The sequence below is a fragment of the Stackebrandtia sp. genome (assembly GCF_035643755.1).
Classification (GTDB): Bacteria; Actinomycetota; Actinomycetes; order Mycobacteriales; family Micromonosporaceae; genus Stackebrandtia.
Genome location: NZ_DASQPW010000009.1, coordinates 1 through 22,189, shown reverse-complemented (window position 1 = coordinate 22,189; position 22,189 = coordinate 1). Strand labels below are relative to the sequence as shown.

The 22,189-nt window shown below is 70.6% G+C and carries 19 protein-coding genes and 1 pseudogene; 8 read left to right on the top strand and 12 right to left on the bottom strand.

Annotated features, from left to right (window positions below; genetic code table 11):
* Positions 1-688, bottom strand: a pseudogene (locus VE172_RS00560) (hypothetical protein); the annotation flags it as partial.
* Positions 689-757: 69 nt separating this feature from the next.
* On the opposite strand from VE172_RS00560, the gene VE172_RS00555 reads away from it, so the two are divergent.
* The 4 genes from VE172_RS00555 to VE172_RS00540 all read left to right on the top strand — a co-directional run bounded on the left by VE172_RS00555 (position 758) and on the right by VE172_RS00540 (position 4,839).
* Positions 758-2,818: a M3 family metallopeptidase gene (locus VE172_RS00555; RefSeq protein ID WP_414715044.1), complete on the top strand. Its 2,061-nt coding sequence runs from the start codon at positions 758-760 to the stop codon at positions 2,816-2,818.
* A 20-nt stretch (positions 2,819-2,838) separates the two neighbouring features.
* Positions 2,839-3,633 (top strand): tyrosine-protein phosphatase, encoded by a 795-nt coding sequence (locus VE172_RS00550; protein WP_324795631.1) that lies wholly within the window; start codon positions 2,839-2,841, stop codon positions 3,631-3,633.
* Between the two features lie 11 nt (positions 3,634-3,644).
* Entirely contained in the window at positions 3,645-4,301 is a 657-nt protein-coding gene (locus tag VE172_RS00545; protein ID WP_324795628.1) for an MgtC/SapB family protein, read from the top strand.
* An 88-nt stretch (positions 4,302-4,389) separates the two neighbouring features.
* Complete coding sequence (locus VE172_RS00540) at positions 4,390-4,839, top strand: ABA4-like family protein (protein ID WP_324795626.1); 450 nt, start codon at positions 4,390-4,392, stop codon at positions 4,837-4,839.
* Here VE172_RS00540 and VE172_RS00535 read toward each other — a convergent pair.
* The 4 genes from VE172_RS00535 to VE172_RS00520 are packed head-to-tail and all read right to left on the bottom strand — an operon-like array spanning position 4,824 to position 8,520.
* The gene (locus tag VE172_RS00535; protein ID WP_324795623.1) at positions 4,824-6,338 is read right to left on the bottom strand and encodes a serine/threonine-protein kinase; all 1,515 of its coding nucleotides are present in this window, start codon (positions 6,336-6,338) and stop codon (positions 4,824-4,826) included. The genes VE172_RS00540 and VE172_RS00535 overlap by 16 nt on opposite strands.
* Before the next feature lie 28 nt (positions 6,339-6,366).
* Positions 6,367-6,699, bottom strand: a complete 333-nt coding sequence (locus VE172_RS00530) for an MGMT family protein (protein WP_324795620.1) — start codon at positions 6,697-6,699, stop codon at positions 6,367-6,369.
* Positions 6,700-6,709: 10 nt separating this feature from the next.
* Positions 6,710-7,924, bottom strand: a complete 1,215-nt coding sequence (locus VE172_RS00525; RefSeq protein ID WP_324795617.1) for a PrsW family intramembrane metalloprotease — start codon at positions 7,922-7,924, stop codon at positions 6,710-6,712.
* Positions 7,921-8,520: a hypothetical protein gene (locus VE172_RS00520; RefSeq protein ID WP_324795615.1), complete on the bottom strand. Its 600-nt coding sequence runs from the start codon at positions 8,518-8,520 to the stop codon at positions 7,921-7,923. Before VE172_RS00520 ends, VE172_RS00525 begins: the two co-directional genes overlap by 4 nt.
* 172 nt (positions 8,521-8,692) lie before the next feature.
* Here VE172_RS00520 and VE172_RS00515 point away from each other — a divergent pair, with 172 nt between their 5' ends.
* Together VE172_RS00515 and VE172_RS00510 are read left to right on the top strand one after the other, a co-directional pair.
* Positions 8,693-10,012 (top strand): GH1 family beta-glucosidase, encoded by a 1,320-nt coding sequence (locus tag VE172_RS00515; RefSeq protein ID WP_324795613.1) that lies wholly within the window; start codon positions 8,693-8,695, stop codon positions 10,010-10,012.
* Entirely contained in the window at positions 10,009-11,274 is a 1,266-nt protein-coding gene (locus VE172_RS00510; protein WP_324795611.1) for an MFS transporter, read from the top strand. Before VE172_RS00515 ends, VE172_RS00510 begins: the two co-directional genes overlap by 4 nt.
* On the opposite strand, the gene VE172_RS00505 is transcribed toward VE172_RS00510, so the two are convergent.
* The 4 genes from VE172_RS00505 to VE172_RS00490 form a co-directional block, all read right to left on the bottom strand.
* The gene (locus VE172_RS00505) at positions 11,271-12,368 is read right to left on the bottom strand and encodes a branched-chain amino acid aminotransferase (protein WP_324795607.1); all 1,098 of its coding nucleotides are present in this window, start codon (positions 12,366-12,368) and stop codon (positions 11,271-11,273) included. The genes VE172_RS00510 and VE172_RS00505 overlap by 4 nt on opposite strands.
* Positions 12,369-12,570: 202 nt before the next feature.
* On the bottom strand, positions 12,571-13,611 hold the full coding sequence (locus VE172_RS00500) for a 3-isopropylmalate dehydrogenase (RefSeq protein WP_324795604.1): 1,041 nt from the start codon (positions 13,609-13,611) through the stop codon (positions 12,571-12,573).
* 82 nt (positions 13,612-13,693) lie between these two features.
* The gene (locus VE172_RS00495) at positions 13,694-14,473 is read right to left on the bottom strand and encodes a sensor histidine kinase (RefSeq protein ID WP_324795601.1); all 780 of its coding nucleotides are present in this window, start codon (positions 14,471-14,473) and stop codon (positions 13,694-13,696) included.
* A complete protein-coding gene (locus VE172_RS00490) occupies positions 14,470-15,159 on the bottom strand; it encodes a response regulator transcription factor (protein ID WP_324795599.1) in 690 nt (229 codons plus the stop codon). The genes VE172_RS00495 and VE172_RS00490 overlap by 4 nt, the downstream gene beginning before the upstream one ends.
* A gap of 384 nt (positions 15,160-15,543) precedes the next feature.
* On the opposite strand from VE172_RS00490, the gene VE172_RS00485 reads away from it, so the two are divergent.
* Positions 15,544-16,371, top strand: a complete 828-nt coding sequence (locus VE172_RS00485) for a hypothetical protein (RefSeq protein WP_324795596.1) — start codon at positions 15,544-15,546, stop codon at positions 16,369-16,371.
* Between the two features lie 66 nt (positions 16,372-16,437).
* On the opposite strand, the gene dxs is transcribed toward VE172_RS00485, so the two are convergent.
* Positions 16,438-18,363, bottom strand: a complete 1,926-nt coding sequence (gene dxs, locus VE172_RS00480) for a 1-deoxy-D-xylulose-5-phosphate synthase (RefSeq protein WP_324795593.1) — start codon at positions 18,361-18,363, stop codon at positions 16,438-16,440.
* 156 nt (positions 18,364-18,519) lie between these two features.
* Between dxs and VE172_RS00475 the strand changes: the two genes are divergently transcribed.
* On the top strand, positions 18,520-19,497 hold the full coding sequence (locus tag VE172_RS00475) for an amidohydrolase family protein (protein WP_324795591.1): 978 nt from the start codon (positions 18,520-18,522) through the stop codon (positions 19,495-19,497).
* A 14-nt stretch (positions 19,498-19,511) separates the two neighbouring features.
* Here the strand turns inward: VE172_RS00475 and VE172_RS00470 are convergent, their stop codons facing one another.
* Together VE172_RS00470 and VE172_RS00465 are read right to left on the bottom strand one after the other, a co-directional pair.
* Positions 19,512-20,672 (bottom strand): class I SAM-dependent RNA methyltransferase, encoded by a 1,161-nt coding sequence (locus VE172_RS00470; protein WP_324795588.1) that lies wholly within the window; start codon positions 20,670-20,672, stop codon positions 19,512-19,514.
* The coding region (locus VE172_RS00465) for an APC family permease (RefSeq protein WP_324795585.1) at positions 20,669-22,189 on the bottom strand (1,521 nt) is incomplete at its 5' end. The genes VE172_RS00470 and VE172_RS00465, both read right to left, overlap by 4 nt.

Here is a 22,189-nt window from a genome sequence, read left to right as displayed (position 1 = left end):
CGCGGCCCACCCAGGCCACCAGCGCGCGCAGGTGGCGCAGTGCCGGGGCGTGTGAGGCGGTGGCCGCCAGCTCGCGCGCCGACGGCAGGCTGACCGGCAGCTGCGCCAGGGTGCGCTCCTCGCCGAGCAGCGGTTGGGTGTATTGGCTGCGCAGCAGGCGTTCCAGCAGGCTCTCGTCGACCGTGACCCGCCCGTCGTTGACGTCCTGCTGCAGGTCGCTGAGCGCGTCGGCGTCGCTGACGTCCACATTGTTGTCGCGCGCCACCCGGCCCCAGAACTTGCCGAGCCCGAAGCGCTCGGTGTCGTTGAGCGCGGCCGGGAAGTCCGCGGCGGCGGCGTCGATGGCGGCCTCGTTGTCGGCGAGGTCGGCGCCGCGCGGGTCGCGCAGGCCGTAGTCGGCGATGAAGCGCAGCAGGGTGCGCAGCACCTCGGGGGCCTCGATCGGGTCGCCCGTTTCGGTGTCGATGTAGCGCGGCACCCACTCCAGCAGGTAGCGGCGGACGTGGTCGGGCGTCCAGTAGGTGAGGCGCCCGTCGGCGCTGAAGTGCCGCGAGTCCAATGCGGACATCAGCAGGAGTTCGTCGGCGGGCCGGTCGTGCTCCCCGGCCCACTGCTCGCAGCGACGGATCAGCAGGGTGCGGGCGGCGTGATATTCGTCCTGTTCGTCAATGTCGAAACACGTACGCACCTGTTGATCCCACCCTCGCATCGCTCGTGCTGTCATCGTAAATCGAACGGGACCAGTACCCTGGCCAGGGTGACCGATATGACCAATCCCTTCCTGATTCCCAGCGATCTGCCGTACGGAATGCCGCGGCTGGATCTCATCGAGGACGCGCATTACCTGCCCGCCTTCGAGCGCGGCATGGCCGAACAGCGCTCCGAGGTCGACGAGATCGCCGAGAACCCACAGGATCCGACGTTTGACAACACGATCGTGGCCCTGGAGCGGTCGGGGCGGCTGTTGGGCCGGGTGAACGCGGTGTTCTTCAACAAGACCGCCGCCGACACCAACCCGGTGTTGCAGGGCGTGCAGTCCGAGGTGGCGCCGAAGCTGGCCGCCCATCGCGACGCGATCAGCTTGAACCCCAAGCTCTTCGCCCGCATCGACGCGTTGTACCGGCGGCGGGATTCCCTGGGCCTGGACGCCGAGTCGGCGTGGCTGCTGCGCCGTTATCACCTGGACTTCGTGCGCGCCGGTGCCCAGCTGTCGGAGGCGGACAAGCGGCGGCTGGAGGAGCTGAACTCGGAGCTGTCCACGTTGGAGACCACGTTCTCGCAGCTGCAGCTGGCGGCCACCAACGCCGCCGCGGTGGTCGTCGACGACGTCGAGCAGCTGGACGGCCTGAGCGCCGAGGCGATCGCCGCCGCGGCCAAGGCCGCCGGCGACCGCGGCCTGGACGGCCAGTACCTGTTGACGCTCAACAACTTCACGGTGCCCGCCGCGCTGAAGTCGCTCACCGATCCGGCGGTGCGGCAACGGCTGTACACCGCCTCGGTGTCGCGCGGCAACGACGGCTCGGACGCCGACAGCTCGCGGACCCTGCTGCGGATCGCGAAGCTGCGGGCCGAGCACGCCGTCCTGTTGGGCTACGCCAACCACGCCGAATACTCCATCGCCGATCAGACCGCCGGCACCGCCGCGCGCGCCCAGTCCATGCTGGCCGACCTGGCGCCCAAGGCGATCGCGAATCTGCGCGCCGAGGCCGCCGAGCGGGCCGAGGTGCTGGGGCAGGAGACCATCGCGCCGTGGGACTGGGCGTTCGCCACCGAGCTGCTTCGCAAGCGGCGCTACGACTTCGACGACGCGGCGCTGCGCCCCTACCTGGAGCTCGACCGGGTGCTCCACGATGGAGTGTTCCACGCGGCGGGCGAACTGTACGGCCTGAGCTTCACCGAGCGCTTCGACCTGCCCACCTACCACCCGGACGTGCGGGTCTTCGAGGTCTTCGACGCCGACGGCTCGGCGCTGGGGCTGTTCCTCGGCGACTACTTCACGCGCGACTCCAAGGGCGGCGGCGCCTGGATGAACGAGCTGGTCTTCCAGTCCCGGCTCTTCGACGAGCGCGCCGTGGTGGTCAACAACCTCAACATCCCGAAGCCGCCGGACGGCGAGCCGGCGCTGTTGAACTTCACCGAGGTCACCACGTTGTTCCACGAGTTCGGGCACGCGCTGCACGGGCTGTTTTCGGACGTGAACTACCCGCGGTTCACCGGCACCAGCGTGCCGCGCGACTTCGTGGAGTTCCCGTCCCAGGTCAACGAGATGTGGTCGACGTGGCCGCGGGTGCTCACGCATTTCGCGCGCCACCACGAGACCGGCGAGGCGATGCCGTCCGAACTGGTGGACAAGCTGCTTCAGACCCAGCAGTTCAACGAGGGCTTCGCCACCACCGAGTATCTCGAGGCGGCCCTGCTGGACCAGGCGTGGCACACGCTGTCGCCCGCGCAGGTCCCCGACGCCGACGACGCGCGCGCCACGGTGGAGCGCTTCGAGGCCGAGGCGCTGCGCGCGGCCGGGGTGGATGCGGCCGAGGTGCGTCCGCGCTACCGCAGCACCTATTTCGGGCACATCTTCGGCGGCGGCTACTCCGCGGGCTATTACTCCTATATCTACAGTGAGGTGCTGGATGCCGATACCGTGGAGTGGTTCAAGGACAACGGCGGACTGACCCGCGCCAACGGCGATCGCTTCCGGACCGAGCTGCTCGGCAAGGGCGGCAGCATGGACCCGATGGACGCCTACCGCAACTTCGCCGGACGCGAGCCACGGCTGGAGCCGCTGCTGCGCCGGCGGGGTCTGGACCGCGAGGGTTAGGGCGCGGAAAGGATTCCACCGTGAATCACCCCCGACACATCCGGCTCGACGGCAGCCCCAACCTGCGCGATCTGGGCGGGCACCTCGCCGACGACGGCAGGAAGGTCGCCTATGGACAGCTGTTTCGCTCCGGCGAGTTGAGCAGGCTCAGCGACGCCGACCTGGACGTGGTCGGCGCGCTGAAGCTGCGCACGGTGCTGGACTTCCGCATTCCCGCCGAGCAGCTGGCCGCCGGCGTCGACCGCCTCCCCGAGGGGTTGACTCCGGTGGCGCTGCCGGTGGGCGGCGGCAGCCTGGAGCGCTACTACGCGCTGGCCCGGTCTCCCGATCCGGCGACCCTGCACCGCACGCTGGGCGACGGGCAGGCCCGGCGCGGCATGCTCGACATCTACCGGTGCTTCGTGGCCGGCACCGCCGAGCGCGCCCAGTTCGCCACGGCGCTGCGCACCATCGCCGCGGCGCCCCGGCTGCCGCTGCTGTTCCATTGCACGGCGGGCAAGGACCGCACCGGGTGGATGAGCGCGATCGTGTTGCGGCTGCTGGGGGTGCCGCGCGAGGACATCCTCGCCGACTACATGCTGTCCAATGAGTACTTCGGTCCCGTGGCCCGCAAACAGTTGGCGGCGTTGTCGTCCGCCGACATCGACGCGGAGCTGTTCGCACCGCTGGTGGTCCAGCACGCCGACTACCTCGCCGCCGCCTTCGACGAGGCCGACGCCCGCTTCGGCGACTTCGCCTCGTTCGTCCACAAGGGCCTGGACGTGGACGCCGCGACCGTCGCCAACCTGCGGGACACCCTGCTCACCACGGCGTAGCCTCAAAGGCGATGTGGTGGACACACGTGGGCGAACTGGCGCTGGCCCTGCTGCTGGGCGCCGTGATCGGCGCCGAGCGGGAGTTCGAGGGTAAGCCCGCCGGGATGCGCACCCACGCGCTGATCGCGTTGGGGGCGGCGCTGTTCACCGTCGTCAGCAAGTACGGGTTCGTGCCGCTGAACGGCGAGGTCGCCGACACCTCGCGGGTGGCCGCGCAGGTGGTGTCGGGCATCGGTTTCCTGGGCGCCGGGGTGATCTTCCTCCGCCGCGACCTGGTCTTCGGGATCACCACCGCCGCGTCCATCTGGGTCACCACCGCCATCGCGATGGCCTGCGGGGCGGGCATGCCGCTGATCGCCGTCGGCGTCACCGTGCTTCACGTCGCGGTGTTGTCGGGCCTGACGCCGCTGGAGCGGATGATCGGCCGCCACGCCAAGCGTTCCGGGCGCCTCAAGGTCACCTACACGGCCGGTTCGGCGCTGGCGGCGGCCCTGGCGCTGTGCACCGGCCGGGGATTCACCGTCACCGAGGTCAGCACCGAGCGCGAGGAGGGGTCGCGTTCCACCACGCTGACGCTGCGGGGACGTGGTTCGATCGCCAAGCTCACGGCCGCGCTCGCCGAGCAGCCCGACGTGGTGGGTGTCGCGATCGACAAGGAGGACGGCTGAGCCGCGCCGTTTGCCGAACGCCGCGCGATCGGATACTGTCGCTATCCATAAGCGGATAGCTTAGTTATCCATCTTTTCAGGAGTGCCGGTGAACGCCCTCGCGATGAACCTGTTGACCTATGTGGCCGGACCGTTCTGGCTTTTGATGATCGCGCTGCCCACCTGGAGGTGGACCCGGCGGATCATCGCCTCCCCGCTGATCGCGGTGCCCGCCGCGCTCATCTACGCCGCCCTGATCGTGCCGATCCTGGGCACCGTGCTGCCCGCCGTCACCCAGCCCAGTCTCGACGGCGTCGCCCACCTGCTGGGCACGCCCGCCGGGGCGGCACTGGGATGGGCGCACTTCATCGCCTTCGACCTGTTCATGGGCCGCTGGGAATACCTCGACGCCCGCAGGCGCGGCGTGCACCCGCTGGCGATGGCGCCGATCCTGATCCTGACGATCCTGTTGGCGCCCTTGGGATACCTGCTGTACCTGTGCGTGCGGGCGCTGCCGGTGTGGACGCCGCGCGAGGCCGCGCCTCAGCCCGCCGCCTGAGTCCCCCACCGCTGGTTGGCGTCGGCGTCGCACTCCTGCCCCTGTGGATAGTCGACCCCGGCGGTCAGGCAGAACTTGCTGTTGGTGACGCTGTGGAGCTGCCAGACGTCCTTGCCGCCCCTGGTTTCCATCCACGTGAAGGCCCAGGCGGTGTCGAAGTCGCAGTCGCCGGGCGACAGCTCGTCGTCGCCGTACTTCCAGTTCAGACAGACCTTGTCGCCGTCGTCGTCGTTGACGATCTGGTAGACGCCCTTGTTGGCGGAATCGGCCACGAACTCGAACTTCGTGGGCCCGCCGCCGCAGTCGGTGAGGACCGCGTCGTCGGAGAAGATCCCGTAGTCGATGCCCAGGCAGTCGCCGGAGTCCGCACTGGCCAGGGTGGAATCGGTCGGGCCCGCGGGTCCCGTGGGGCTCGGCGAGGACGACGAGTGCGACGCCTTCGACGAGGAGTGGCCGGTCGCCTGGTGACCCGAGCCCTGGCGTCCGATCCACCAGGCCAGCCCGGCCGCCACCACGATGACGATCACCACTCCCAGCGTGATCGCCACGGTGGTGAGGGTTCGCTTGCGCAGCAGGCGATCCACCGGTACCGGCGCCTCCTCGACCGGCGCGTCGTACTCGACCTCCTCGGTGGGCGGCACCGGCGGCACGGCGTGACCGATCGGCATCACCCGGGTCCCCGAGGCCGCCGCGGCGCACGCCGAGGCCAGATCCGACGCCGAACCGAAACGCCGCGACGGCTCCTTGGCCAGCGCCCGCGTCACCACGTCGCGCACGGACGCGGGCACCGCATCGGGCAGCGGCGGGGGCTCGCGGTTGAGTTGCGCGGCGATGACCCCGGCGGTGTCGCCGTGGAACGGCGGCAGCCCCGTGAGGCACTCGTAGCCGACGACACCCAGCGAGTACAGGTCGCTGGACCCGGTGAGCGACTCGCCGCGCAGCTGCTCGGGCGAGGCGTATTCGACGGTGCCGATCACAGAGCCCGCCCGCGTCAGGGCGGCGTTGCCGCCGCGCCGGGCGATGCCGAAGTCGATCACGGTGACGGTGCCGTCGTCCGCCAGCAGGATGTTGGCGGGCTTGATGTCGCGGTGCACGATCCCGGCGCCGTGCGCGGCCTGCAGGGCGGTGGCGCACTGCCGCAGGATGTCCATCACCGTCGCCGGATCCAGGCGCCCGCGCTCGGCCAGCACCGCCGACAGCGGCGGGGCGTTCACCAGCTCCATCACCAGATACGACAGCGGCACGCCGTCGGGGCCGGGCTCGGACCGGGCGTCGTACAGGTCGATGAGGCCCGGGGCGTTCAGCGACGCCAGGGCGCGCGCCTCCTGGATGAAGCGCTGCTGGAACTGCGGGTCGGCGGCCAGCGCCGCGTGCAGGATCTTGATGGCGACGGTGCGGTGCAGCACCTGGTCCTCGGCGCGCCACACCTCCCCCATGCCGCCACTGGCTATCCGCCCGATCAGCCGGTAGCGCTGGTGGAGCACCTGGCCCGCGTCCATGTCTCGCCTCTCTGTATCGCCCGCACGATTATGCAGCCTCGCCGTTCCAGCGGGCCCGGGACATGTCGACGCGCGGCAGGTGGCCCTCGGCGCTGGTGTAGCGCAGCGGCGTGCCCTCCTCGCGGTAGCACGCCAGCGCCTCGGTTTCGTGGCCGGGCAACAGGACCCCGTCGGATCGCACCACGCGCCACCAGGTGACGGACCCGCCGTAGTGCGACATCACGCGGCCCACCTGACGCGGTCCTCCCTCGCCCAGCCACTCGGCGACGTCGCCGTAGGTCATCACCCTGCCGGGCGGGATGAGCTCGGCGACCGACAGCACGCGGTCGGCGTATTCGGGAAGCTGCTTGGCGTCGGACACGCGTTCCTTTTTAGCCGGGCCCGGTGTCCGCCTTGCCGCGGGGCTTGTCCCGCCCGATCGTGCGGGCCGCCTCCAGCTCGGTGCGGATACTGTGGACGTTGCGGCCGGCCACCGTGACGTCCAGGGCGTGCCGCGGGTCCTTCTCGGCCCGCCGGGCCCGCGCCAGCGCCTCGCCGAGCTCGAGCTGGGCGCGCTGCATCCGCTGCACCAGCTTGCGTCCCTTGGGGCCGTAGGTGAACTCGGCCTGCCGCCGCGCCCGGCGCCGGGTCCCCAGGGTGCGCATCGACTCCAGCTCCTCGGACGTGATGATCGACTCGGGCTGGCCGGTCATGATGCGGCCGAACCACTTCCACTCGTAGTTGGCGGCGTAGCGGTACAGCACCAGGAAGAACACCAGGATCAACCCGCCCTTGGCGTAGATCACCAGGGCGTTGAGGCCGCCGGGCAGGTCGCGCGGCAGCGGCGAGTTCCACAGCGCGTGCATCAGCCACGCCAGCACGAACAGCCCCGCGGCCACGGCGTAGCGCTGTATCACCGGGCGCTTTCCCTTGGTGGTCACGGCGTAGGCGACCCCGAGGCCCGCCACTCCACTGTAGATCGGGTGGCTCCAGGGACCGGCGACCAGGATGCGCATCACCGTGATGGACACCGCGCCGGTGAAGTCGCTGTTGGGGTTGGAGAAGGCGTTGTTGATGGCGTAGACCATGTTCTCCATGACCTGGAAGCCGAGCCCGCACATCGCGCCGTAGATCAATCCGTCGATGGAGCGGTTGAAGTGCTCGCCGCAGATCAACACGAGGATGATCACGCCCATCAACTTGAGCCACTCCTCGTCGGTCGGGCCGGCCAGGGCCGCGCCCCACTTGGCGGCGAAGCCGGCGCCGAACAGCTTGGTCAACAGCGACAGCAGGTTGTTGTTGGCGATGATCGCCAGCGAGGTGGCCACCAGCGCGCCCCACACGAACGCCGCGGCCCGGGCGGCGGCGGGCTCGCGCTCGAACAGGTCCATGCGGGCCAGCACCCAGATGAACACCGCGGCCATCGCGCCGTTGAGCAGCGCCGAGATCCACAGCGCCGTCGACAGCACCGACACCGCGCTGGACATGGTGGTGCCCATGCTGATCAGCCCGAAGCCGACCAGCGCCACGTACAGCCAGTAGGCGGGTTTGCGGACCCGGACGAAGCTGCCCTGCCCCTCCACGACGATACGCTCCACATTGGTCATGTCGACACCTCCAACGAGGACAGGATGTCGTGGATCGAGTCCATCTCGCCGTCCAGGTGCCCCAGCGGGCCGGTCACCTCCAGCACCGCGGCCACGCTGCCGCGCCCCACCACGACCAGGGCGCCGCCGTAGCGCTCCCCGGTGAGGTCGCCCCACAGTCCCTTGAGGCCCTTCGGCGAGGTGTACGACTTGACGTCGGTGGTGAACATGGACGGGTTGCCGTCGGCCAGATCGCGCTTCTTGCGGTCGAACAGCACCCCGATGTCCTTGACGCCGGCCACCGCCGAAAAGCTCACCACCATGGGGGAATGGACGAGGACGCGCTCGGCGGGCTTGCTGGAGCCGGTGTCGACGGTCCAACCGTTGCCGGGAATGGAGAGGCTGACGATGCCCTCTTCGGACGGTGCCATGGGCGGCGGGGTCGCCGACAGGATGATACGGCTCCCGGCCCGGAGTTCCTCCTGTCCGGACACCATGTTGTTCCACTGTGTCCACAAGATGACGGGGGCGAATATGGCCAGCGCCATGACCAGCGTCGACCAGACCTTCCCGCGCTCCCAACCGAACCTGTTGAGCCGAACCGCACCGTCGACCACCAAATCTCCCCCTCGCGGGTGCGTAGAGCCGTCAGGAACGCGAAAGTGAATCCCAGTTCAGTGTGGCACCCTATCGTCTCGGAAGTCGGCGGCGTGGGAGTTGACCACTTGGAATGCCGACACCGAGCTGGTAGGTTCATGAGACTTTTTCATATTCTCACCGGAGGTCCCGATGTCGCCCATTCCGCGCCTGCCGCGCGAATTCCGCTGGGGGGTGGCCACCTCGGCCTTCCAGATCGAGGGGGCCGTCCGCGAGGACGGGCGCGGGACGTCCATTTGGGACACCTTCAGCCATGCCCCGGGCACCATTCGCGACGGACACACCGCCGACGTCGCCTGCGATCACTACCACCGGATGCCGGAGGACGTGGACCTGCTCCGACGCCTCGGTGTCGATATATATAGGTTCTCCATCTCCTGGACCCGGGTGGTGCCCGACGGCGGCGCTCGGGTGAACACCAGGGGCCTCGACTTCTACGAGCGGCTGGTGGACGCGCTGCTGGCGGCCGGGATCGCCCCCATGCCGACGCTGTACCACTGGGACCTGCCGCAGCCGCTCGAAGACGCCGGCGGCTGGCTGAACCGCGACACCGCCGAGCGCCTCGCCGACTACGCCACCGCCGTGGCCGAGCGGCTCGGCGACCGCGTCGACGACTGGATCACCCTCAACGAGCCCTTCGAGCACATGGCGCTGGGCTACGCGCTGGGCAGCCACGCCCCCGGGCGGCAGCTGCTTCTGGAGGCGCTTCCCGTGGCGCACCACCAGTTGCTGGGCCACGGCCTGGCGGCGCGGCGACTGCGCGCCGCCGGGGCCCGGCGGGTGCTGCTGACCAACAGCTACTCCCCCGCCGTGCCCGCCTCCGACTCCGGCGCCGACGTCGCGGCGGCCGGGGTCTACGACACCCTGCACCGGCGGCTGTTCACCGACCCGGTGGTGCTCGGGCGATACCCCGACCTGAGCGCCTTCGGCGTCGACCTCGGCGACATCATCCACGATGGAGACATGGAGGCGATCGCGGCGCCGCTGGACGGGCTGGGCGTCAACTACTACAACCCCACCCGGGTGGCCGCCGCCGGCGACGGCCCGCTGCCCTTCGCGTTCGTCGATGTCGACGGCGTCGAGCACACCGAGTTCGGCTGGCCGATCGTCCCGTCGGGACTCACCCGGACCCTGCTGGAGCTCACCGGCGACTACGGCGACGCGCTGCCCCCACTGTGGATCACCGAGAACGGCTGCTCCTTCGCCGCCGCCCCCGACGACACCGCCCGCGTCGACTACCTCGACGCCCACGTGCGCGCCGTCGCCGACGCCGTCGACCAGGGCGCCGACGTCCGCGGCTATCTGGTGTGGACACTGATGGACAACTTCGAGTGGGCCGAGGGCTACCACCAGCGCTTCGGTCTGGTGCACACCGACATCGACTCGGGTACCCGCACCCCCAGGGCGTCCTTCGACTGGTACGCCTCGCTGATCGCCGGGCAACGCGCATGACCACCGACGACCGACCGGTCGCCCTCGCCGAACCGCGCGACAAGGTGGGGCCGGTGTGGATCGGCGGGATCACCGCCGCCGTGCTCGGCGTGTACATGTCCTTCTACACCCCGATCCAGGTGCTGCTTCCCCTGCAACTGGCGCACATCGACCCGTCCACCAAGGTGGCCACCTTCGGCTGGGTGTCGGGCGCCGGGGCGCTGGTGTCGGTGTTCGCCAACCCGATCGCCGGGGCCCTGTCCGACCGCACCACCGGCCGCCTCGGGCGCCGCCACCCCTGGACGCTGGGCGGCCTCATCCTCGGCGCGATCGCGCTGGCCTTCCTGGGCGTCCAGACCACCGTGCTGGGCGTCGCCATCGGATGGTGCGTGGCGCAGGCCGCCCTCAACGGCGCCTACGCCAGCCTGAACGCCGCCGTGCCGGACCACGTGCCGGTGCGCCAGCGCGCCATGGTGTCGGGCTGGATGGGGTTTCCGCAGGCACTGGGCCTCGTGATGGGCGCGGCCATCGTGACGATGCTGGTGACCGGCATGGCCAGCGGCTACCTGGCCATCGGGATCATGACCGTGGCGCTGGGCCTGCCCTTCGTCCTCACCACCCCCGACCCGCCGCTGCCGCGCTCGGCGGCGCCCGCGGTGTCGTGGCGGAAGATCCTGGCGGGCCTGTGGATCAGCCCCCGGCGGCACCCCGACTTCGCCTGGGCCTGGATCACCCGCTTCCTCATCATGCTGGGCAACGCCACCGGCACCCTCTACCTGCTGTTCTTCCTGCAGGACGCGGTGCGCTACGACCGGCTGTTTCCCGGGCACACCTCCGACGAGGGCGTCCTGATCCTCACGGTCATCTACACCCTGGGCGTCGTGGCCACCTCCGTCGCCGGGGGCATCCTGTCCGACCGCATCGGACGCCGCAGGTCGCTGGTCACCGTCTCGGCGGTCGTGATGGCCGTGGCGGCCCTGCTGCTCACCTTCTGGCACACCTGGCCGATGTCCATGGTCGCCGCCGGGGTGATGGGCGCCGGCTTCGGCGTCTACCTCGCGGTGGACCAGGCGCTGATCACCGAGGTCCTGCCCGCGGCCACCGACCGCGCCAAGGACCTCGGCGTCATCAACATCGCCAACTCCGCACCCCAGGTCCTCGGCCCGGCGCTGGCCGCCCCGATCGTCGCCGGGCTCGGCGGCTACACCGGCCTGTACGCGCTGACCGCGGTGATCACCGTGATCGGCGGGGCGCTGGTGTGGAAGATCAAGTCGGTGCCCTAGCCGACGACGGAGGTCCAGCCGTAGGGGTCGGCGGCTTTGCCGTGCTGAATGTCCAGCAGGGACTGCCGCAGCCGCCTGGTGAGCGGGCCCGCCTCGCCGGTCGAGACGCTGAACTCGCCGGTGTGGTCGCGCACCGTTCCCACCGGGGTGAGCACCGCGGCCGTGCCGCAGGCGAACACCTCGGTGAGGCTGCCGTCGGCGGCGCCGGCGCGCCATTCGTCGATCCCGTACTGGCGTTCCTCCACCGTGTACCCGGCGTCGCGGGCCAGCGCGAACACCGCGTCGCGGGTGACCCCGGCCAGGATGGTGCCGAGTTCGGGCGTGACGATCTTCTTCTGGTCGCCGTAGACGAAGAAGATGTTCATGCCGCCGAGCTCGTCAACGTACTTGCGATGCACCGCGTCCAGGAACACCACCTGCTCGCAGCCGTTCTCGATCGCCTCGGCCTGGGGACGCAGCGAGGTGGCGTAGTTGCCGCCGCACTTGGCCGACCCGGTGCCGCCGGGCGCGGCGCGGGTGTAGTCGGCCGACACCCACAGGCTCACCGGCTTCGGCCCCGACTTGAAATAGGCGCCCGCCGGGGAGGCGATCACGCAGTACAGGAACTCCTTGGCCGGACGCACCCCGAGGAACTCCTCGCAGGCGAACATGAAGGGGCGCAGGTAAAGGCTGGTGTCCTCGCCGTCGGGAACCCAGTCGGAGTCCACATCGATCAGCGTTTGCAGCGAGGCCAGGAACCACTCCTCGGGCAGCTGCGGCATGGCCATGCGGTACGCCGAACGCTGGAAGCGCCGGGCGTTCTCCTCGGCCCGGAACAGGCCGATCTTGCCGTCGGCACGGTGGTAGGCCTTCAGGCCCTCGAAGATCTCCTGCGCGTAGTGAAGCACCGCGGTGGCCGGCGACAGCGACAGCGGGCCGAACGGCTCCACTCGCGCGTCGTGCCAACCGTCGGCCTCGGTGTAGCGGATCGTGACCATGTGGTCGGTGAAGGTGCTCCCGAAGCCGGGCTCGGCCAGCACCGCGGCGCGCTCGGCCGCCGACCGCGGCGCCGGGTTGGGCCGAATGTCGAACTGGGGTAGGTCGCTGCCGCTCATGATGAGACCTCCACGAGACGTCGTTGTCATAGGACGCGCGTCCACTTCGGCGGCGCGCGCGAGATTGGTCGTTGTCATCCGAACTTACCTTTCGTTAAGGAGTCCCGGTAAGGCCGTCGGCGGGAACAGTCGGTGACACGACACAGCGCCCCGTGACGGATACCCGCCGGGGTGCTTTCGACAGTGGAAGACTCCCCGCGAGTCAGCCGAGGATGTCGGCTACTCGCTGGGCTACTCGGTCGCCCACGGCGGCCGTGGCGATCGCCTCGCCCGGGGTTCGCCCGGACAGTTCGGCGGCCACGGCCTGGGTCACCGCGACCGCGGCGACGGGCTGGCCGAGGTGGTCCAGCAGCAGTGACGTGGACATGATCGCCGCGATCGGGTCGGCGACGCCGGTTCCGGCGATGTCGGGCGCCGAGCCGTGCACCGGCTCGAACATCGACGGATGCGAATGGTCGGGGTTGACGTTGCCGGAGGCGGCCAGGCCGATGCCCCCGGTGACCGAGGCGGCGATGTCGGTGAGGATGTCGCCGAACAGGTTGTCGGTGACGACGACGTCGAAGCGCTGCGGCTGGGTGACCAGGAACATGGCGGCGGCGTCGATGTGCTGGTAGTCGCAGGTGACGTCCGGGTATTCCTCGGCGACCTCGGTGAAGGTGCGGCGCCACAGGCCGCCGGCGTGGGACAGCACGTTGGTCTTGTGGACGCAGGTGAGGTGCTGGCGTTCGCGGCGCAGGGCGCGCTCGAAGGCGTCGCGCACCACGCGCTCGGTGCCGTAGCGGGTGTTGAGGCTCTCCTCGGTGGCGATCTCGGCGGAGGTGCCGGTGTGCATGGAGCCGCCGGCCCCGGCGTACAGCCCCTCGGTGCCCTCGCGCACCACGACCAGGTCGACCTCGCCGGGCTTCACATCGGCCAGCGGGGAGGCGGTGCCGGGCCACAGCTTGGAGGGGCGCAGGTTGACGTACTGGTCGAAGTCGAAGCGCAGCCTGAGCAGCAGGCCGCGTTCCAGGACGCCCGGCGGCACGGACGGGTCACCGATGGCGCCCAACAGGATCGCGTCGTGTTGGTCCAGTTCGGACTGTACGGTCTCGGGGAGGATCTCGCCGGTGGCGTGGTAGCGCCGCGCGCCCAGGTCGTACTCGGTGGCCTCGTGGCCGGGCAGCGCGACGTCGAGCACCTTGCGCGCCTGCTCGGTGACTTCGACACCGATGCCGTCCCCGGCGATCACCGCGATCCGCGTCATGGGCGCGCCCGTTCCCTTCGTTGGTGGTATCCGACCGCGCCACCCTACCGGAGCCGTCCCGCATTTCGGCAATCCGATCCCACTAAGCGGACAGCGGGTCGGGGCCGGCCACCGGGATCTCCAGGCGCACCTCGAGGCCGCCCTCGCCGGGCAGGGCGCGGGCGGTGACCTGGCCGCCGTGCGCCCGGCACACCGCTCGCACGATGGACATGCCGAGCCCGGCGCCGCGCCGCCCGACGCGCGCCTCGCCGCCCCGGTTGAAGGGCTCGAAGAGCCGCGGCACCGTGGCCGCGTCCACCGCCGAGCCGGTGTTGCCCACCACCAGCCAGGAGGTGGTGGCGTCGTTGCCGGTGAGCACCCAGATCCGTCCGGACGGGACGTTGTGGCGGATCGCGTTCTCCACCAGGTTTCCCGCCGCGCGCTCCAGCAGCACGGCGTCGCCGCGCACGGGTGCCGGAAGCCGCGACACCGCCAGCGACAGTTCCATGGTGTCGACCGCCGGCCGGGCCACGGCCACGGCGGCCGCGGCGCACTCCCCCAGGTCGGTGCGCCCCGCGTTGGTGAGGCACTGCTCCCGTTCGGCCTCGGCGCGGGCCAGCCACAGCAGCGACTCGATGAGGTCGTTGATCCGGTCGCAGTTGTCGCGCACCACCTCGGCCATGGCGCGCAGCTCCGCCACGTCATCGTCCGGATTGGACAGTGCCACGTCGATCTCGGTGCGCATCACCGCCAGCGGCGTGCGCAGCTCGTGGCTGGCGTTGGACACGAAGCGGCGCTGCCGGATCGCCGCGGCCTCCCACGCGGTACCGCCGATCCACGCCGCCAGGCGCAGCCGCAGGGCGGGCAGCCAGCCCGGCCTCACTCGACGCGGCCCGACGGCTCGGCGACGGTCGCGGCGATCCGGTAGCCGACCCGGGGAAGGTTCTCGATCAGCGGCGGCTCGCCGAGCTTGCGGCGCAGGGTGCGCATGGTGACCCGCACCGTGGACGTGAAGGGGTCGGCGTGGGCGTCCCACACCGATTCCAGGAGCTCCTCGGCCGACACGTACGACCCCGCGGCCTTGAGCAGCTCCCGCAGCACCCCGAACTCCTTGTGGGTCAGGTCGAGCCGTCGCCCGGCCCGGGTGGCGCGGTGGCCGGCGCTGTGCAGCTCGACGTCGGCGAATCGCAGCGCCGGCGGCGCGGGCGGGGTGGAGCGCCGGGCCAGCGCCTGGACGCGCGCCACCAGTTCGGCGAAGGCGAAGGGCTTGGCCAGGTAGTCGTCGGCGCCCAGGTTGAGGCCGGACACCCGGTCGGCCAGGGTGCTGGAGGCGGTGAGCATCAGGACCCGGGCGAGCAGGCCGCGCTGGGCGAGGTCGGCGCAGATCTGGTCGCCGTGCATGCCGGGCAGGTCGCGGTCCAGGATCACGACGTCGTACCGGGTGGTGACGGCCTCGTGGTGGCCGCTGTGGCCGTCGAGGGCGACGTCCACGGCGCAGCCGTGGCGCCGCAGGCCGCGCGCGATCGCCTCGGCCAGGGCTTTCTCGTCCTCAACCACCAGTACCCGCATGACGCACAGGTTACGGGTCGGCGTCCACCCCGGCTACGGTGCGTGGCGCCACAGTTTCTCGGGGTTTATACCCCTTTCGTGAACGCGCTCACCCCGTTCGGGGACAAGTATGTCCAGGATCACAAAGTCGAATCACAACGGCGTAACTCGCCCGGACGGACCACACGAGGTTCCACGGCCGGGGGACGACAAAGAACCCGACTCCGTCCGCAGTGGCCCGAAACGCCCACATAACGGTCATAACGAACAAATCGGAGGGCGTGGTCAATCCGAATACTTACTCATACTCATCAATGTCATGTCGCTCTTTCGGCGCTGTTCACCTGCGAAATCGCCGCCTAGGGTGGCCGAATGCCAACAGACCGCGAGCAAAAATCCCGCGACATGGAAGCATCCCTCCATCCCGGTTATCACGGACGCCACCGGCTGCGCGCCATCGAGCTCGGGCTCAGCCCGGTGTTCAGCGCCCTCCCCCGACTGGCCCGAGGGTTGATCCACCGACCACTGCACCCACTGCGCGCCGGAAACGGCGAGCGCACCGGACTGCCCGCCGCTTTCTGGCGCGGCATCGCCGGGGCCGGCGGCACCGCCGTCCTCGGCCTCGGCCTCCTGGGGCTCGCCCCGGCGACCGTTCCCGAACCAGCAACCAGCAACACCAGCCAACTGGCCGCCGAGGGCCACGCCGATTCCGGCGCCCGCTCCGACCGCTCCAGCGACCGTTCCAGCCAGCGCGACGACCCCCCGGCCGCCAACCACGCCAAGCGCAAGCACCGGCCGCGGCCGGTGCACGGCCTGTCCCACGCGCAGATGAACAACGCGATCCGGATCGTCAACGCCGGCGAGGACCTGCGCGTCTCCCGGCGGGGCCAGGCCGTCGCGCTCATGACGGCCATGCAGGAGAGCAAGCTGCGCAACCTGGCGTCCACGGCCATCTCCGAGTCGCAGGGCTACGCCAACGAGGGCCTCGGCTCCGACTTCGACTCGGTGGGGCTGTTCCAGCAGCGGCCCAGCATGGGTTGGGGCACGGTCAAGCAGTGCATGACCGCCGACTACTCGGCCAAGACGTTCTACCGCTCCCTGAAGAAGGTGGGCGGCTGGACGTCGATGCCGCTGGGCAACGCCGCGCAGACCGTGCAGGGCTCGGCCTTCCCCGACGCCTACGGCCAGTGGCAGGACCTGGCCTGGGACGTCATCCGGGAGATCAACCGCTAGACCATCCTCCTCGCTCACCCAAAAAAGGGCCCCCGACATCGCGTCGGGGGCCCTTGACGTTTCGGGTCACACGCGCAGGGCCGCGTCGCTGCCGTCGAGGCGGACCAGCGCCTCGGTGGCGACCCGGGCCACGTCCTGCGCGGTGAGGCCCAGATCGGCCATCAGCTCGTCGCGGGAGCCGTGCGGGTGCCAGCCGGCGGAAACCCCGAGGTCCTTGAGCGGGGTGGTCACGCCGGCGTCGCGCATGGCCTTGGCCAGGGCGTCGCCGAAGCCGCCGGTGCGCACGCCGTCCTCGACGGTCACCACGAGTCGATGCGCCGACGCCATGTCCGCCAGGGCCTCGGGGACCGGGGCCACCCAGCGCGGGTCGGCCACGGTGACGCCGAAGCCGTGTTCGCGGATGCGGGCCGCCGCCTCCATGGCGACGGTGACCATCGAGCCGCAGCCCACCAGCAGCACGTCCTGGGCGCCGTCGCGGGCCAGCACGTCCACGCCGCCGACGCGCTCCAGCGCGGTCAGGTCGGCGCCCACGGCGCCGGTCGGGATCCGCACGATGGTGGGGCCGTCGTCGACGGCGATCGCCTCCCGGAACTCCTCGCGCAGCGTCGCGGCGTCGCGGGGCGCGGCGATCCGCATCCCCGGCACCACCCGGAACACCGCCATGTCCCAGATGCCGTAGTGGCTGGGGCCGTCCGGCCCGGTGATGCCGGAGCGGTCCAGCACGAAGGTGACCGGCAGCCGGTGCATGCCGACGTCCAGCAGCACCTGGTCGAAGGCCCGGTTCAGGAAGGTGGAGTAGACCGCCACCACCGGGTGCATGCCGCCCAGCGCCAGCCCGGCCGCCGAGGTGGCGGCGTGCTGCTCGGCGATGCCGACGTCGAAGACCCGCTCGGGGTGCTTGTCGGCCAGCTTGCTGATCCCGGTGGACTTGGCCATCGCCGCGGTGATGCCGACGACGTCGGTGCGCTCGTCGGCCACGGCCACCAGCTCCTCGGCGAACACCGAGGTCCACTTGACGCCGCCGCCGCCCGGCAGCGCCTGCCCGGTGTCGGGGTCGAAGGCGTTGGACTGGTGCATGCGGTCGTCGGGCTCGTCCTCGGCGGGCGCGTAGCCGTTGCCCTTGCGGGTGATGGTGTGGACGATGACGGGGCCGCCGAAGCCCTTGGCGCGCTCCAGCGCGCTGATCATGGTGTCGAGGTCGTGCCCGTCGACGGGGCCGACGTACTTCAGCCCGAGGTCCTCGAACATCGCCTGCGGGGCCACGGCGTCCTTGATGCCGCGCTTGACGGCGTGCATGGCCTCGAACAGCGGCGGGCCCACCACCGGGGTGCGGCCCAGGGTCTCCTTGACGGTGTCGAGCAGCTTCTCGTAGGTCGGGTTGAGCCGCAGGGTGGCCAGGTGGTTGGCGAGGCCGCCGATGGTGGGCGCGTAGGAGCGCCCGTTGTCGTTGACGACGATCACCAGGGGCAGGTCCTTGCGGGAGGCGATGTTGTTGAGCGCCTCCCAGCACATGCCGCCGGTCAGCGCGCCGTCGCCGACCACGGCCACCACGTGGCGGTCCTCGCCGCGCACCACGTGCGCCTTGGCGATGCCGTCCGCATAGGACAATGCGGTGGAGGCGTGGCAGTTCTCCACCAGGTCGTGGCGGCTCTCGGACTGGTTCGGGTAGCCGGTCAGGCCGCCGCGCTTGCGCAGCCTGTCGAAGCCCTCGGCGCGCCCGGTCAGTATCTTGTGGACGTACGACTGGTGGCCGGTGTCGAAGACGATCCGGTCGTGCGGGGAGTCGAAGACCCGGTGCAGGGCCATCGTGACCTCGACGACGCCCAGGTTGGGGCCGATGTGGCCGCCGGTGCGCGACACCCGGTCGACCAGGAAGTCACGGATCTCCTCCGCCAGCGCGGGAAGCGCCTCCACCGGGAGTTTCTTGTACTCGGCGAGGCTGGAGATGGTGGCGAGTATTTCACCGGGTTTCGAGGCGTCCGCGCGATCCATAACGGCTGATTTTAGACCTCGCCGAAGCCGAATCGTTCGTGGCGCGGTGGCGTGGTGAGCCGGATCGCGAGTGTCGGATAACCGTCACTGGCACTCACGGACGCGCCGGGAGTAGATATACAGAAGTCCGCCACCCACAGTGAGATGATCCCGCACATGCTCAAAGCCGACCTCCACATGCATCAGGAATGGTCGCCGCGGCTTGACCGCGTGCTGGCGCGCCGTCACGGCCGCCGCCCCTTCGACTGGAAGACCTGGCGCCGCGCGCTGATCGCCGAGGTGCCGCCGGGCCTGGCGCGCCTCCAGCGCCTGTCCCGGGTGTTCCCGGCCCCCGCCGAGGCCGACACCGACGAGGCCTTCGTGGAGCGCGTGGCCGACGCGCTCGACGAGTCGGCCGCCGCGGGTTCGTGCTACACCGAGATGCGCTTCGGCAGCGACACCATCCTGCGGCCCGGATTCATGGCGCTGTTCCGCCGCGCCGAGCAGCGCGTGCACGCCCGGCACCCGGGCTTCAGGGCCGAGGCGCTGGCGGGGCTGCTGCTGTGGCACGAGCCCGACCGGCTGGACCGGGTGTTGGAGGAGTGCCGCCGCGCGGCGTCCGACGGGCTGGCCGGCGTCGACCTGCTCAACGTGCCGTACAACACCGAGGCCGACTGGCACGCGGGCCGCACCGTGATCAGCGCCGCCGCCGAGGCCGGGCTCGGCGTCACCGTCCACGCCGGGGAGTTCTCCGTCGCCAACATCGCGGCGGTGGCCGGCATGGAGGGCGTCACCCGCGTCGGCCACGCCACCCACGCCACCGACGAGCCGTGGCTGCTGGACCTGTTGGCCGCCCGCGACATCACCGTGGAGGTGTGCGTCACGGCCAATCTGGTGCTGGGCGCGGTGGGCGGCCTCGTCGACCACCCGCTGCGGCGCATGGTGGACGCGGGCGTCAAGGTGGCCCTGGGCACCGACAATCCCGTCCAGTTCGGCACCGACATCGCCCACGAGTACGAGCTGGCCGAGCGGCTCGGGTTGTCCGACAAGGAGATCGCGGAGTTCACGCGTTGCGGCTTCGCCGCGGCCTTCACGTCGCCACAGCGGCGCGCGGAGCTGTTGCGGCGCTTCGATGCCGCACCGGCGATGGTCTGACCTCACGGCGCGTCTCAGCGCTCGAAACGGGCCACCGTCTCGAAGTGGTGGGTCATCGGGAACGCGTCGAAGGCCCGCAGCGCGGTGAGCCGGTATTCGTGCGAGGCCAAGGACTTCAGGTCGCGGGCCAGGGCGGCGGGATCGCAGGCCACGTAGATCAGCGTGCGGGGGTCGGCGGCGGCCAGGGCGTCGACGAGGTCGGCGCCGAGGCCGGTGCGGGGCGGGTCGGCCACGACGGTGTCGGGGTCGGGCAGCTCGGACAGCAGCGCGGCGACGTCGCCGTAGCGGACCTCGGCGCGCGGCAGGTCGGCGAGGTTGTCGGCGGCTCGGCCGCGGCGGTCGGACTCCACCGCCACCACCGTGCCCGAGTCTCCCACGCCGGGAGCCAGGGCGGCGGCGAAGAGCCCGGCCCCGGCGTACAGGTCCCAGATCGTCTGTCCCGCACCGGGTGTGGCCAGGTCGGCGACGACCCGCGACAGGGTGTCGGCGGCGGCCGGATGCACCTGCCAGAAGGCGTCGGCGTCCAGTGTGAACTGTCGGCCCTGGACGGTCTGGGTCACGGCGCGGGGGCCGGAGACCATGCGGGACTGCCCGCGGCGGTCGCGCTGGGTGTACACCGACAGCTCGTCGGCGTCGCCGGCCACCACGCCCAGCACGTTCGAGCCGCGCCAGCGCTGCCGCAGCAGGCCCGCCGAGCGGACGCGCTCGTCGGCGATGACGCATTCATCGATGTGGACGACGCGGTGGGAGTGGTGTTCCCGCAGCCCCGCCCGGCCCGTTCGGTCGACCGCGTACTGCACCCGGGTGCGCCAGCCCAGCGCACCGCCCGGCAGCGCCTCGACGGCGAAGCCGGCGACCTCGTCGGCGGACAGTCCGCCCAGGCGGGTGAGCTGCTCCCGCAGCACCGCGGTCTTCAGGTCGAGCTGCGCGCGGGGGTCGGCGTGCTGGAAGTCGCAGCCGCCGCAGCGCCCGGCGAAGCGGCACGGCGCCTCGACGCGGTCGGGCGAGGGCTCGAGGATCTCCACGGCGTCGGCGCGCCAGAACTTCGCGCGCCGGTCGGTGATCTCGATGCGGACCCGTTCACCGGGCAGCGCGTGGCGCACGAAGATGACCCGTCCCTCGGCGCGGGCGACGCAGTGGCCGCCGTGCGCCACCGGCCCGATGTCGACGATCATTTCCGGCCGGACAGACGGTTGTCGAGCCGGTCGAGGTTGCGCGACTCGGTGGACTCCAGCTGCCAGGGCACGCTGGTGACCATGACGCCGGGCTCGTACAGCAGCCGGCTCTTGATCCGCAGCGCCGACTGGTTGTGCAGCAGGTTCTCCCACCAGTGCCCCACCACGTACTCGGGGATGAACACCGTGACCACCTCGCGCGGATTGGCGCTGCGCAGGGACTTCACGTAGTCCACGATGGGCCGGGTGATCTCGCGGTACGGGGAGTCCACGACGGTCAGCGGCAGCGATATCTTGCGGCGATCCCACTCGGCTTGCAGCGCACGGGTATCGTCATCGTCCACATTGACCGTCAGCGCGGTCAGGGTGTCGGGCCGGGTGGCCTTGGCGTAGGCCAGCGCCCGGATCAGCGGCTGGTGCACCTTGCTGACCAGCACGATGACGTGGTTGCGCGCCGGCAGCGGCGCCTTGCCCTCCGGTGCCGCCAGCTCCTGCGACACCTTGCGGTAGTGGCGCCGGATCGCGCGCATCATCAGGTACAGCACGCCCATGGTGACGATGGAGATCCAGGCGCCGTGGGTGAACTTCGTGACGATGACGATGACCAGCACCGAGGCGGTCATCAGCAGGCCGAAGGTGTTGATCATCTGGGATCGGCGCATCCGTCGCCGCTTCACCGGGTCCTTCTCGGTGCGCAGCAGGCGGTTCCAGTGCCGGATCATGCCGCTTTGCGACAGCACGAACGACACGAACACGCCCACGATGTACAGCTGGATCAGCCGGTTCTCGTCGGCGCCGAAGGCGACCACGAGCACCATCGCGAACAGCGCCAACAGGATGATGCCGTTGGAGAACGCCAGCCGGTCGCCGCGGGTGTGCAGCTGGCGGGGCAGGTAGCGGTCCTGGGCGAGGATCGAGCCGAGCACCGGGAAGCCGTTGAACGCGGTGTTGGCCGCCAGCACCAGGATCAGACCGGTGACGGCGGTCAGGTAGACGAAGCCGGGAGAGAAGCCGGAGAAGACCGTTCGTCCCAATTGGACGATCAGCGTCTCCTGCTCGTAGCCGTGCGGCACCCCGATCAGTTTGGAGCCCGGGTTCTCGGCCATGTGGACGCCGGTGAGCTTGGCCAGCGCGATCAGCCCCATGAACATGCTGACCGCCAGGCCGCCCATCATGACCAGGGTGGTGGCGGCGTTCTTTCCCTTGGGGGGACGGAAGGCCGGCACGCCGTTGGAGATCGCCTCCACACCCGTCAGCGCGGCACAACCGGAGGCGAAGGTGCGCAGCAGCAGGAACACCAGCCCGATACCGGCCAGCCCCTGGTCCTCGCCGACGATCGTGATGCCCGCGCTGGGCGCCTGGAGGTCCTGCCCCAGCACGAAGATCCGAAACAACCCGGTGGCGATCAGCGCGAAGATGCCGATGACGAAGCCGTAGGTGGGGATGGCGAAGGCGGTGCCCGACTCCCGCAGGCCGCGCAGGTTCATCGCCGTCAACACGGCGATGGCCACCACCGA

Excerpts from the sequence above, each read along its gene's own strand:
- VE172_RS00500 (WP_324795604.1), bottom strand. The coding sequence starts at position 13,611 with ATGACGCGGATCGCGGTGATCGCCGGGGACGGCATCGGTGTCGAAGTC.
- VE172_RS00470 (WP_324795588.1), bottom strand. The coding sequence starts at position 20,672 with ATGATCGTCGACATCGGGCCGGTGGCGCACGGCGGCCACTGCGTCGCC.
- VE172_RS00510 (WP_324795611.1), top strand. The coding sequence starts at position 10,009 with ATGACCACCGACGACCGACCGGTCGCCCTCGCCGAACCGCGCGACAAG.
- VE172_RS00505 (WP_324795607.1), bottom strand. The coding sequence starts at position 12,368 with ATGAGCGGCAGCGACCTACCCCAGTTCGACATTCGGCCCAACCCGGCG.
- VE172_RS00485 (WP_324795596.1), top strand. The coding sequence starts at position 15,544 with ATGGAAGCATCCCTCCATCCCGGTTATCACGGACGCCACCGGCTGCGC.
- VE172_RS00535 (WP_324795623.1), bottom strand. The coding sequence starts at position 6,338 with ATGGACGCGGGCCAGGTGCTCCACCAGCGCTACCGGCTGATCGGGCGG.
- VE172_RS00545 (WP_324795628.1), top strand. The coding sequence starts at position 3,645 with ATGTGGTGGACACACGTGGGCGAACTGGCGCTGGCCCTGCTGCTGGGC.
- dxs (WP_324795593.1), bottom strand. The coding sequence starts at position 18,363 with ATGGATCGCGCGGACGCCTCGAAACCCGGTGAAATACTCGCCACCATC.
- VE172_RS00525 (WP_324795617.1), bottom strand. The coding sequence starts at position 7,924 with ATGACCAATGTGGAGCGTATCGTCGTGGAGGGGCAGGGCAGCTTCGTC.
- VE172_RS00515 (WP_324795613.1), top strand. The coding sequence starts at position 8,693 with ATGTCGCCCATTCCGCGCCTGCCGCGCGAATTCCGCTGGGGGGTGGCC.
- VE172_RS00490 (WP_324795599.1), bottom strand. The coding sequence starts at position 15,159 with ATGCGGGTACTGGTGGTTGAGGACGAGAAAGCCCTGGCCGAGGCGATC.
- VE172_RS00475 (WP_324795591.1), top strand. The coding sequence starts at position 18,520 with ATGCTCAAAGCCGACCTCCACATGCATCAGGAATGGTCGCCGCGGCTT.